Here is a 12,047-nt window from a genome sequence, read left to right on the forward strand (position 1 = left end):
CTTGACGACAAGCGACGGAACCCCCTATCGTCAACCTGACGACAAGGGGGCTTCTCTCATGGCAGACATCACCCGCCGCGCCGGCTGGCGCCACCTGCGCTCCGCGCCCACCGCGCACATCCGTCACCAGCGCCGCGGCCGGCTCGTGCACGACGGCGAAGGGCTGAGCTTCTGGTTCCGGCCGCTCACCGCCGCCCTCTCCGAGGTCCCGGTGAACGACCGTGAGCTCGCGATGGCGTTCCACGCCCGTACCGCCGACTTCCAGGACGTCAGCGTCCAGTCCACCGTCACGTACCGGATCGGCGACCCGGCGGCCGCGGCCACCCGGCTCGACTTCTCCATCGACCCCGACACCGGGGCCTGGCGCGGCGCCCCGCTGGAGCAGATCGCCACCCTCCTCACCGAGACCGCCCAGCAGCACGCCCTCGACGTCCTCGCCCGTACCGCGCTCGCCGAGGCGCTCGTCGACGGCGTGGCGGCGGTACGGGACCGCGTCACGGCCGGGCTCGCGGCCGAGCCCCGCCTGCCCGCCACCGGCATCGAGGTCGTCGCCGTCCGGGTGGTGGCGATCCGCCCCGAACCCGAGGTCGAGCGCGCCCTGCGCACCCCCGCCCGGGAACAGATCCAGCAGGAGGCCGACCGGGCCACGTACGAGCGCCGCGCGGTTGCCGTCGAACGCGAGCGCGCCATCGCGGAGAACGAGCTCGCCAGCAAGATCGAGCTGGCCCGGCAGGAGGAACGGCTCGTCGAGCAGCGCGGCACCAACGCGCGCCGCGAGGCCGAGGAGAACGCCGCCGCCGACGCCGTACGGGCCGAGGCCGAGGCCGTACGGAAGGTCCGCCTCGCGCGGGCCGAGGCCGAGGCGGCGCGCGAGGTCGGCACGGCGCGCGCCGGCGCGCAGTCCGCGTGGCTGCGAGCGCACACGGAGGTGGACCCCGCCACCCTGCACGCCCTCGCCGTGACCACGGCCGCCGAGAACCTGCCCCGGATCGAGCACCTGACGCTCTCGCCGGACGTCGTGACGGGGCTGCTCGCCAAGCTGGGCGAGGGCGGGGCCCGGCCGTGAGCCTCGCGCCGCGCGCGGTGCTCGTGCACCGGACCACGGAGTACGAGGAGCTGCTCGCCCGGCACGGTACGCACGGCCAGGCCGCGTTCTTCCTCTCCGCGCGCGGCCGTTCGGTCGACGCCGTGCGCGAGCGGCACGAGCGCGCCCTCCGGGCGCTGGCCGAGGTGGCGGGCGCGGTGCCGCTGACGTGGCGGCAGACCCGGGTGGAACGGGCCGACCTGGACCGCTTCCTGTTCGGTCCGGAGGACGTGGTCGTCGTGGTCGGACAGGACGGTCTGGTCGCCAACGCCGCGAAGTACCTGAGCGGCCAGCCGGTCGTCGGGATCGACGCCGACCCCGGGCGCAATCCGGGCGTCCTGGTCCGCCACCGCGCGGACCGGGCACGACGGCTGCTGCCGTACGCCGCGGGGGACGCGGCCATGGTCGACGAGCTGACGATGGTCGAGGCCGTCACGGACGACGCTCAGCGACTCCTCGCCCTGAACGAGATCTACGTCGGCCCCCGCGGCCACCAGACGGCGCGCTACACGCTGGACCTGGACCCGAGGGCTGTTCCGCCCGAGCCCCAGGCCTCCTCGGGTGTGCTGGTCGGCACCGGCACGGGGGCCACCGGGTGGCTGCGGTCCCTGTGGGAGCAGCGCTCCAGCGCGCTCCCGCTGCCCTCGCCGGCGGACGCCCGGCTCGCCTGGTTCGTACGCGAGGCCTGGCCGTCGCCGACGACCGGCACGAGCCGGGTGGAGGGGCTCCTCGATCCGGGGCAGGGCCTGCGCCTCACCGTCGAGTCGGATCGTCTCGTCGCGTTCGGCGACGGCGTCGAATCGGACGCCCTGGAACTGACGTGGGGTCAGACCGTCCGTCTGTCGGTGGCCGGTCCGCGCCTGCGTCTCGTCCACTGAGGAATGCCGGGAATGCCCCTTCCGGGCAGCCCGCGGGCCGCGGCCGGAATCGATCGGCCGTCAGCCGGCCCGGTCCCGCGCGGCGCCGTGACGGCGCTATGCTCGGCGCGCTTTGTCCGCTTTCCCAAGCGGTCTGTGCGATCCGCGCAGTCCACGTCAGTCGTACGACCCGTGGGGTCCGTTCGGCCCGCGGGGTCCGTGCGGCCGTGCGGCCCGTGCGACCGGACAGCCACCCGCCCGCTCCCGGCCGTCGAAGGACTCCCCATGGTCTCCGTCTCCTCCGGCTTTTCCGGCTCCGGCTCCTCCGGCTCGCTGTCCGTCTCCCCCGCCTCTGCCCAGGACTGGGAGCTCGTGCGTTCCTGGGCCGCCGAGGAGGGGTGGAACCCCGGTCTCGCCGACGCCCGGGCGTTCTTCGCGCAGGACCCCCGGGGCTTCTTCCTCGGGCGGATCGACGGGGAGCCGGTATCCGCCATTTCCGTCGTCACCTACGACGACGCCTACGCGTTCCTCGGCTTCTACCTCGTACGTCCCGAGCTCCGCGGCCTCGGTCACGGTCTGGCCACCTGGCAGGCCGCGCTGGCCCACGCGGGCGACCGGTCCGTCGGGCTGGACGGGGTGCCGGCGCAGCAGGACAACTACCGGCGCTCCGGCTTCTCCACGGCGTACCGCACGGCGCGCTACGTGGGCGAGGTCCCGGCCCCCGACGGCCCGGTGCCCGGTGTGGTGGCCGCCCGGCGGGTCGATCCGGGCGCCCTCGCCGCGTACGACAGCGCCTGCCACCACGCCGACCGGCCACGGTTCCTCGCGGCCTGGCTGACCACGCCCGGCCATCACGCGCTGGTCCGGGTCGTCGACGGTCGTGTGACCGGGTACGGAGTGGTCCGCCCCGCGCGGGACGAGGCGCGGGTGGGGCCGCTGTTCGCGGACAGCCCGGCCGACGCGGCCGCTCTGCTCGACGGGCTGGCCGCCGAGGCGCGGGGCTTCGGGTCGGCCCGGATCGCGGTCGACATGCCGGAGTCGAACCCGGCGGCGGCGCGGCTCGCCGAGGAGCGGGGTCTCGAGCCGACGTTCGAGACGGCCAGGATGTACACGGGCCCGGTGCGACCGGTGGCGCGCGAGCGCGTCTACGGTGTCACGACGCTCGAACTCGGCTGAGCACACGACGCTCGAACCCGGCTGAGGGTCACGACGCTCGGACCCAGGAGGGTCACGACCGCTCGGACCCGGCCGAGGGACACGACCGCTCGAACCGACTGCGGCACCCGGCCCGGCCGGCCGACCTGCCACCCCTCACTCCGAGGGGCCGGCCGGCCCCGACCCGCCCCCTGGCGGCCCTCCCCTCACCGACCCCCCGCCGCCCCCCGAGGGGTGACAAGGGTTTTCCCCGTATCGGGTTCACCCTCCCGTTCCCTACTGTCCTCCGCACCGGCAGATATCATCCCCCGATCGCACCCTGACAGGTGCATGAGGAGGGTGGCGTCCGCCGGTGACGGCCTTGACCCGGGCCGTCGCGCCGGTGGCGGCGCACGGGCTCCCCAAGCCCAGGGACCGACGGACAGCGACCCCACTTCGCCCCGTGTGTCCCGCGCCGCCGCCACTGCTCCGCAGTTACGTCGTACTTGAAAGGGCCACACCTTGAACGGTTCCAGGCGGAGAGTCATATCCGTGGTCGCGAGCGCCGCCATCCTCGGCGCCGCTGCCACCACCTCCGGGGCGTTCGCCGCCGCCCCGGGCGCTGTCACCCCGAAGCCCGCGCCGGCTTCGCAGACGATGCGGGCGCTCCCCAGCGCCCCGGTCGAGAAGGTCATCGTCACCTACAAGAGCCAGGCCGCCGAGGCCGGCTCCAACACCGCCGCGAAGAGCGACACGGCCGAGAAGGCCGCGAAGACGGGCGAGCAGCTCTCCTTCGAGCGTCGCCTCGCCGGCGGTGGCGCCCTGGTCGACCTGGGCGACAGCGCCACCAAGCAGGACCTGACGGAGGTCATGGACGCGTTCCGCGCCGACCCCGCCGTCGCCTCCGTCGAGCCCGACATCCGCGCCTACGCGATGGCGGCCACGCCGAACGACACCGACTACGCCAAGCAGTGGGACCTCTTCGAGCCCACCGGTGGCATGAACGTTCCTGCGGCCTGGGACAAGACGACCGGCTCCGGCGTCACCGTCGCCGTCATCGACACCGGCTACGCCGCCCACTCGGACCTGGCGGCCAACACCGTCGCCGGTTACGACTTCATCTCCACCTCCTCCGACGCCCGCGACGGCAACGGCCGCGACGCGGACGCGAAGGACGAGGGCGACTGGAACGCCACGGACGGCGAGTGCGGCACCGGCTCCCGGGCCTCCAACTCGTCGTGGCACGGCACGCACGTGGCCGGCACCATCGGCGCGGCCACCAACAACACCAAGGGCATCGCGGGCATCGCGTACGGCTCGAAGCTCCAGCACGTCCGAGTCCTCGGCAAGTGCGGCGGCTCGTCCTCCGACATCGCCGACGCCATCACCTGGGCCTCCGGCGGCTCCGTGCCCGGCGTCCCGGCCAACGCGACCCCGGCCAAGGTCATCAACCTGAGCCTGGGCGGAGCCAGCTCCACCTGCCCGAGCGTCTACCAGACCGCGATCAACGGCGCCGTCCAGCGCGGTACCACCGTCGTCGTCGCCGCGGGCAACAGCAACGCCAACGCCTCCGGCTTCACCCCCGCGAACTGCTCGAACGTCATCAACGTGGCGTCGACCAGCCGCGAGGGCAACCGGTCGTACTACTCCAACTACGGCACGATCATCGACGTGTCCGCGCCCGGTGGCGAGACCCGCCGCTCCACCGACACGCCCGGTACCGTCACCACCCCCGAGAACGGCATCTACTCCACGCTGAACTCGGGCTCGACGACCCAGTCGACCGAGAACTACAAGCCCTACCAGGGCACCTCGATGGCGGCGCCGCACATCGCCGGCCTCGCCGCCCTGCTGAAGTCGGCCAAGAGCACCCTCACCCCGGCCGAGATCGAGTCCGCGATCAAGACCAACGCCCGCCCGCTGCCCGGCACCTGCACCGGCGGCTGCGGCAGCGGTATCGCGGACACGGCGAAGACCGTCGACGCCGTCACCGGCACCACCACGCCGCCGACCGGCAACGTCTTCACCAACGCGACCGACGTCACGATCTCCGACAACACCACCGTGTCGTCCTCGATCGCCGTCACCGGCCGCACCGGCAACGCCCCCGCCGCCCTCAAGGTCGGCGTGGACATCAAGCACACCTGGCGCGGGGACCTGGTCATCGACCTGATCGCCCCCGACGGCACGGTGCGCAACCTCAAGGCGTCCTCCTCCTCGGACAGTGCCGACAACGTCCTGACCACGTACACGGTCGACGCGTCGAGCGAGGTCGCCAACGGCACCTGGAAGCTCCAGGTCCGCGATGTGGCCTCGGGTGACACCGGCTACATCAACTCGTGGAGCCTCACCTTCTAAGGCACGACCGCTCCACCACCGAACCACCCCCCACAACAGCATCATTGCTGGTCAGCGGCGCGCTCGTGGTCTACACCACGGGCGCGTCCTGGCGTTCGGCCGCACCGCTCCGCCGGGGTGCCCTGTCCGTATGCCGGACAAGGGGCCTGGACTCCGCCGGATGGCTCCGTATTCTCTGCCCACGGGGCTCTTGGGCAGGGGGCCCGAGCGGCGGAGGTGGTGGGACAGTGACGACAGCTCCGTATGCCGCCCTGCGCCCTGCGGGCGCGGGGGCTCCCCCGGCGCCGGTGGGCCGCGAGGAACTCCTCGGCCGGCTGGAACGCGCCCTGCACACCCGCGGCCGCGCCCTGCTCACCGGGCCCGCCGGTGTCGGCAAGACCGAACTCGCGCTCGCCGAGGCGACCCGCGCGGAGGCGCGCGGCGAGACCGTGCTGTGGCTGGCGACCCTGCCGTCCGACCGTGAGATACCCGGCGCGTCGGCCGCCGCGCTCGTGGCCTCGGTGGCGGCCACGGTGTCCTGGCCGGACCTCGGCCCCGGCCGGCCGGAGGCCTGCGGGGTGTTCGACGAACTTCCCGGCCCCCAGCGCACCGCCGTCGCCATGCTCTGCCGCGAGGCACCGCTCGACGCGGGCGGCTGGGACCCGATCGCGCTCCGGCTCGGCATCGCCCAGATCCTGCGCACACTGGCCGGCCGGGGCCCCGTCCTCCTCGTCGTCGACGGCGTGCAGCACATCGACGCCGACAGCGCGGACCTGCTGCGGTTCGCCCTCCACCTGGCGCCGCCCGCGCTGCGGGTCGTCGCCGTGGAGACCCCGGAACCGTACGGCGAGGCCAAGGAGCCCCACCGCCCCGAGGACCCGCACGCCACCCACCTCTGGGTGCCGTCGGAGGCGGACGTGCTGCTGGTGCCCCCGCTCCAGGCCGACGAGATCGCCGCCCTCCTCATCCACCACCGGCTGCCCTCCCGGATGGCCGGCCGCATCCACCGCGCCAGCGGCGGCAACCCCCGGCTCGCCCTCGCCGTGGGCCGCTCGCTGGCCGACGCGCGGACGCCCGTGCACCACGCGGAGGCGCTGACGCTCTCCGGGCGGGCCCGCGACCTCGCCCGCCAGCTCCTGGGCGCCGCGCCCCTCGCCGTACGCGAGACGCTGCTGCTCGCCGCCCTGGCGCTGCGCCCCTCGTCGACGCTGGTACGGCGGGCCGGGCGGCCCAACGCCGAGGCGGACCTTGCGGCGGCCGAGCGGGCCGGTCTGGTGTCGCTCGCCGAGGACGGCTCGGTGACCTTCACCGCCGGGCTGCTGCCCTCCACCCTGGTGCACGACGCCTGCTGGGCCGAGCGCAGCGCCGGACACGCGGCGCTCGCCGAGGTCGTGGACGACCCCGTCGAAGCGGTACGCCACCGGGCGCTCGCCACCGACAGCCCGGACGAGGACCTCGCCGCCGAGGTCGCGGCCGCCGCCGACCTGGCCCGGCGGCGCGGCAACAGCGCCCTCGCCGCCGAACTGGCCCTGCTCGCCGCCGAGTCGACGCCCGGTCGGCACGGCAGGCGGCGGATCGCGCGGCTCGTCGACGCCGCCGAGGAGGCGGCCCGGGCCGCCCGCGCCGACCTCGCGATGCGGGCCGCCACCGATCTGCTCGCCCGGGACGCGGCGCCCTCCGACCGGGTCAGGGCGCGGCTCGCCGTACTCGACACGGCGGGCCAGGGACTGACGGGGCTCGACGAGATGTACGTCCACGCCATGGAGGACTCCGAGGGCGACACCGCCCTGCGGGCCGCCGTCCAGCTCCGCCTCGCCGTCAAGTACGTCCTGGCGGACGGTGATCCGCAGCGCTCCCGTGCGGCGGCCGTCGAATCGGCCGCGCTCGCCGCCTCCATGGGCGATCCGCGTACGGCGGCGCAGGCCCTGACCGTACAGGCCCGGATGGAACGGGCCCTCGGATCACCGGACGCGGAGGCGGTGCTCGCGCAGGCCCGCGCGCTGGAGTTGGCCGAGCGTCCGCTCGGGATCCGTAACGCCGCACAGATTCTGACGATCCGTCACGCCCTCTTCGACGACCGGCTCACGGACGCCCGCGACGAGCTCAACGCGCTCCTCCCCCTCGTGCAGCGGCGCGGCTCGGTGGAGGACGCCATCGAGCTGTTCTCCACGCTCGCCGCGATCGAGTCCCGCAGGGGCGCGTGCCCGGCGGCCCTGGCCCACGCCGGGCAGGCCCTCGCGCTGACGCTTGAGGCGGGTCTCTCCCCGGGCCCCGCCTGGTACACCCTCGCGCTGGCCGAGACGGCGGGCGGCAGCTTCGCGCGGGCGGCGAGCTACGCCCGGCGCAGCATCCAGGCCTCGGAGGAGGAGGGCGACCGGGTCTTCCTCTCCCGCAGCCGGTACGCGCTCGGCCGCGTCCAGCTCATCAACGGGGACGTCGCCGCGGCCCTGGAGACACTGCGACGCGTCCAGGCCGACGAACGCGCCCAGTCGACGATGGACCCCTCGATGCTGCGCTGGCACGAGGAGCTCGCCGAGGCGCTGCTCGCCCACGACGCGGCCGACGAGGCCCTGGCGGTCCTCGAAGAGGTACGGCCGGTGGCGTCCCGGCTCGGACGCTCCACGGTCCTGCTCGGCTGCGACCGGGCGTACGCCCTGTGGCTCGCGGTGGAGGGCCGGACCGACGAGGCGGCGGACCTGCTCACCCGCACGGCCGAGGCCTTCGGGCGGGCCGGGCTGCCGCTCGAGCGGGGCCGGGCCCTGATCGCGCTCGCCCGGGTGGAGCGCCGCAGACGCCGCCGGTCGGCGGCGCAGAGCGCGCTGCACGCGGCGGCCTCGGTGTTCGAACGGGCCGGGGCGGCTCCCTGGCTGGTGCTGGCGAGCGAGACCCCGGCGGGCCCCGCGGGCGAGACCCCCGGGGGCGGTTCCGGGGGTGAGGAGGCTCCGGCCGCGCTCTCGGCGCTGACGGAGGCGGAGCTGCGTCTCGCCCGCCTCGTGGGTCAGGGCGCGAGCAACCAGGAGGCCGCGGCGAAGCTGTACCTGAGCGTGAAGACGGTCGAGGCGCGCCTGACCCGGATCTACCAGAAGCTCGACGTCCGCTCCCGGGCGCAACTGGCGACGGCGCTCAGACGGTGACCGGCGCGCCGGTACGGATGCCCGTACCGGAACGCCGAAGCGCGCTCAGCCCTTGGCCGCGCCGAACCACTCGCTCAGCCGGCCGCGCAGCCCCTCCTGGTCCTCACCGACCCACACCACGTGTCCGTCGGGCCGCAGCAGCACCGCCGGGACGTCGAGTTCCTCGCTGACGTCGACGACGTGGTCGACCCGGTCCGCCCAGCCCTCCACCGAGAGGCTGCCCGTCTGGTCGAGGAGCAGTCCGCGGCCGCCGCGCATCAGCTCGTACAGCCGCCCCCGCTTCAGCTCGACGTCCCGCATCCGCAGGCCGAGCAGTTCGTGGCCCTCGCCGACGTCGTAACGCACGTCGACCGCGGTGATCATCGCCGTCACGTACCGGTTGACCTCCTCGAAGTCCATCAGCTTCGAGAACAGCTCCCGCAGCGCCGTCGCACCCGCGTCGGTGCCGAGCAGCGTCATCTGCGCGCGGGTGTTCTCCACCACGCGGGCGCCCGCCGGGTGCCGTTCGGCCTGGTAGGTGTCGAGGAGCCCCTCCGGCGCCCATCCGTCCACCTCGGCGGCCAGCTTCCAGCCGAGGTTGAACGCGTCCTGGACGCCGAGGTTGAGTCCCTGCCCGCCGGTCGGCGGGTGGATGTGCGCCGCGTCGCCCGCGAGGAACACCCGGCCGACGCGGTAGCGCTCGGCCTGCCGGGTGGCGTCGCCGAACCGGGAGAGCCAGCGCGGCGAGTGCACCCCGAAGTCGGTCCCGGCGACGGCCCGCAGCTGGGTCCTGAACTCGTCGAGGGTCGGGCCGGTCGCCCGGTCCTCCGCCACTCCGTCGGCGGGCACGACGATCCGGAACACCCCGTTCTCACCGGGGATGACGCCGAACCGCAGCTGGGTCTTCTGGACTTCCTTGACGGTGGCCGCGATCGTCTCCGGATCGGCTGTCGCCTCCATGTCGCCGAGGAGCGTCTCCACGGTGGCGGGCTCGCCGGGGAAGTCGACGCCGATCAGCTTGCGCACGGCGCTGCGGCCGCCGTCGCACCCGACGACGTAACGCGAGCGCAGCCGCGGCCCGTCCGCGAGCTCGACGGTCACCCCGTCCTCGTCCTGGCTCAGCCCGACGACTTCGCAGCCGCGCCGGATCTCGGTGCCGAGTTCGCGGGCGCGCTCGTCGAGCAGCCGCTCGGTGACCGGCTGCGGAACGGCGACACCGAACGGGTGCGCCGTGTCGAGGCTCGTCGGCCACGGCTTCATGATGCCGCCGAACAGGCCGCCCACCTGAAACTTCGGGCTGACCTCGAGGAACCGGTCGAGCATGCCCCGCTGGTCCATCATCTCCACGCTGCGCGCGTGCAGGCCCTGCCCCCGCGACTCGCCGCTCGGCTCGTCCCGCTTCTCCAGCACGACCACGTTCACGTCGTGGAGCCGCAGTTCGGCCGCCAGCATGAGACCGGTCGGTCCGCCGCCGACCACGATCACGTTCATCATCAATTGCGCCCCGTTTCAGAAAATCGCCAGAGTCACTGGCCACGAGCGGAGATTCTGCAACACGACGGGGGCCTTGCGGCAAGGCCCCCTGTGCGCTATACCTTGAGAGTGGCAAGGAGTGCTCGACTCTCCTTGTCCTTCTTTTTGCCCTCAGGTCGTGACCGGCCCTCAGGTCGTGACCAGCCCTCAGATCGCTCAGATCGTGAACGGGCGCTGGGTGAGGAAGTCCTGCGCCGGTGTGCCCGTCAGGTAGAGGTTCGGGCTCTGGGTCGGGGGCAGCCGGCGCTGGATCGCCCGGTGGAAGTCGCGGTAGCCGCCTCGGAAGGCGCCGTCGTCCCACACCCGGAGCAGGGCCGCGGTGAAAGCTCCGTTGACGTCGCCGTCGGAGGCGACCTGGTTGTCCTGGCAGGCCGACACGAGGAGCGCGTCGGGGCCCGCCCCGTCGGCCGGCGCTTCCTTCGCGAGGGAACGCCGGAGCTCCTCGAAGAAGCCGCGGTCCCGGTCGGCCAGCTGCCTCTGCTGGGGTTCGGGGAGATGGCGGGGCGTGCCCTCGGCCGCCGCGCCGCCGCCGGGGACCTCGATGCTGCTGCCGCTGTGGCAGCAGTCGAAGAGGGCGAAGATCCGTACGTCGTCGGCGAAGGCGCGGAAGGCCCGCTGGACCTCGTCGTCGAGGAACTGGCGGTCGTAGAGGACCAGGGTCTCGTCGAGCGCGTCCGGTTCGTCGTCGGAGCCGGTGGCGTCCACCTGCCCGCCGTGGCCCGAGTAGGTGAGGAGCAGGATGTCGCCGGAGCCGAGCCGTGCGGCGGCGTCGCCGAGCGCGGCGGTGACGTTGGCGACGGTGCCGTCCGGGGTGAGCAGGACGGTGCTCTCGAATCCGGCGGTGCGGGCGAGTCGCGCCATGTCGTGGGCGTCGTTCTCGCAGGCGACCAGGGTGCCGTCCCAGCCTTCGTAGCGGGCGGGGTCGACGCTGTTGAGTCCGATGTGCAGGGCGAGTCCGGTGGCCATGGTTGCCTCCTGGCGGGAAGCGGAGGGAGACCGGCGGGGGCGTCTGATCGAGTGGCCTGTGGTCCGGCGCCGAGCGCGACCCTCTCCACGCGGTACTTACATCGTATGAACCCTTCCGATCTCCCGCCCCCTCCGGGCTCGGGCGGCGCCCCCCGTGATCTGCTCGCCGACCGTGCCGGCTACGACGAGAGCTTCCTCGGCCCGGTGGTCCCGCTGCCGCTCCCGGCGCGGGAGGCGGTCGAGACGGTGGTCCTGCCGTACACCCACTTCACCGTGGTCTTCCGGCCCGACCGCCGTCTGGCGGTCTCGACAGCGGTGTGCATCGAGGGGCGCGAGCTCCAGGAGGACGTACCCCGGGACGACGTCTGGCTGTTCGATCCCCGGCTGCCCGAGGAGCAGCAGACGGGCAACGAGGTCTACCGGAACAACAGCCTCGACCGCGGCCATCTGGTGCGCAGGCTCGACCCGGTCTGGGGGCCCGCGGCCACGGCGCTGCGCGCCAATACGGACACCTTCTACTTCACCAACGCCGCACCCCAGGCGGACGTCTTCAACCAGGGCAGACAGCTCTGGCAGGGCCTGGAGAACCACCTCCTCGACCACGCCGCCGGTTTCGACCGGAAGCTGACCGTCCTCACGGGCCCGGTGCTCCAGGACTCCGATCCGCCGTACCGGGGGATCCAGGTGCCGATGCGTTTCTGGAAGGTGGCCGCGTTCCTCCAGGACGGGGCGCTCGCCGCCGCCGCGTACGTCCTCGACCAGAGCCCCGACCTGAGCCGGGACGCGGAGCGGGCGCTCGCCGGGGCGACGGCGGGGGCGCCGCCGCCGCTCGGCCCGTTCCGTACGTACCAGGTCCCCGTCTCGGACATCGCGGAGATCACCGAGCTGGAGTTCGGGCCGTTGCCCGACGTGGACGTGATGCCGCCGACGCGCGCGCCCGAGGAACGCTGGCGGCGCCTCGAGTCGTACGAGGACATGGTCCTGCACCCCTGACCCTCCTCGCCCGTCCCCGGCGGCCGCGAT

8 protein-coding genes are annotated in these 12,047 nt (G+C 73.8%); 6 read left to right on the top strand and 2 right to left on the bottom strand.

What is annotated here, in order from left to right:
* The first annotated feature begins 58 nt into the window (after window positions 1-58).
* The 5 genes from ACIRB7_RS15375 to ACIRB7_RS15395 all read left to right on the top strand — a co-directional run bounded on the left by ACIRB7_RS15375 (window position 59) and on the right by ACIRB7_RS15395 (window position 8,546).
* A complete protein-coding gene (locus ACIRB7_RS15375) occupies window positions 59-1,066 on the top strand; it encodes an SPFH domain-containing protein (RefSeq protein ID WP_403597852.1) in 1,008 nt (335 codons plus the stop codon).
* On the top strand, window positions 1,063-1,962 hold the full coding sequence (locus ACIRB7_RS15380) for a hypothetical protein (protein WP_403597854.1): 900 nt from the start codon (window positions 1,063-1,065) through the stop codon (window positions 1,960-1,962). The genes ACIRB7_RS15375 and ACIRB7_RS15380 overlap by 4 nt, the downstream gene beginning before the upstream one ends.
* 264 nt (window positions 1,963-2,226) lie before the next feature.
* Window positions 2,227-3,117 (top strand): GNAT family N-acetyltransferase, encoded by an 891-nt coding sequence (locus ACIRB7_RS15385; protein ID WP_403597856.1) that lies wholly within the window; start codon window positions 2,227-2,229, stop codon window positions 3,115-3,117.
* A 510-nt stretch (window positions 3,118-3,627) separates the two neighbouring features.
* A complete protein-coding gene (locus ACIRB7_RS15390) occupies window positions 3,628-5,433 on the top strand; it encodes a S8 family serine peptidase (protein WP_403597859.1) in 1,806 nt (601 codons plus the stop codon).
* 227 nt (window positions 5,434-5,660) lie between these two features.
* A complete protein-coding gene (locus ACIRB7_RS15395; protein WP_403597862.1) occupies window positions 5,661-8,546 on the top strand; it encodes an AAA family ATPase in 2,886 nt (961 codons plus the stop codon).
* Window positions 8,547-8,591: 45 nt separating this feature from the next.
* Here the strand turns inward: ACIRB7_RS15395 and rox are convergent, their stop codons facing one another.
* Window positions 8,592-10,019 (bottom strand): rifampin monooxygenase, encoded by a 1,428-nt coding sequence (gene rox / locus ACIRB7_RS15400; RefSeq protein ID WP_403597865.1) that lies wholly within the window; start codon window positions 10,017-10,019, stop codon window positions 8,592-8,594.
* Window positions 10,020-10,214: 195 nt separating this feature from the next.
* Entirely contained in the window at window positions 10,215-11,024 is an 810-nt protein-coding gene (locus ACIRB7_RS15405; RefSeq protein ID WP_403597868.1) for a caspase domain-containing protein, read from the bottom strand.
* Window positions 11,025-11,129: 105 nt separating this feature from the next.
* Here ACIRB7_RS15405 and ACIRB7_RS15410 point away from each other — a divergent pair, with 105 nt between their 5' ends.
* The gene (locus ACIRB7_RS15410; RefSeq protein WP_403597871.1) at window positions 11,130-12,017 is read left to right on the top strand and encodes a DNA/RNA non-specific endonuclease; all 888 of its coding nucleotides are present in this window, start codon (window positions 11,130-11,132) and stop codon (window positions 12,015-12,017) included.
* Window positions 12,018-12,047 lie beyond the last annotated feature (30 nt).

Source organism: Streptomyces sp. NPDC093795 (assembly GCF_044764665.1).
Classification (GTDB): domain Bacteria; phylum Actinomycetota; class Actinomycetes; order Streptomycetales; family Streptomycetaceae; genus Streptomyces.

Excerpts from the sequence above, each read along its gene's own strand:
- ACIRB7_RS15375 (WP_403597852.1), top strand. The coding sequence starts at position 59 with ATGGCAGACATCACCCGCCGCGCCGGCTGGCGCCACCTGCGCTCCGCG.
- ACIRB7_RS15385 (WP_403597856.1), top strand. The coding sequence starts at position 2,227 with ATGGTCTCCGTCTCCTCCGGCTTTTCCGGCTCCGGCTCCTCCGGCTCG.
- ACIRB7_RS15410 (WP_403597871.1), top strand. The coding sequence starts at position 11,130 with ATGAACCCTTCCGATCTCCCGCCCCCTCCGGGCTCGGGCGGCGCCCCC.
- ACIRB7_RS15405 (WP_403597868.1), bottom strand. The coding sequence starts at position 11,024 with ATGGCCACCGGACTCGCCCTGCACATCGGACTCAACAGCGTCGACCCC.
- rox (WP_403597865.1), bottom strand. The coding sequence starts at position 10,019 with ATGATGAACGTGATCGTGGTCGGCGGCGGACCGACCGGTCTCATGCTG.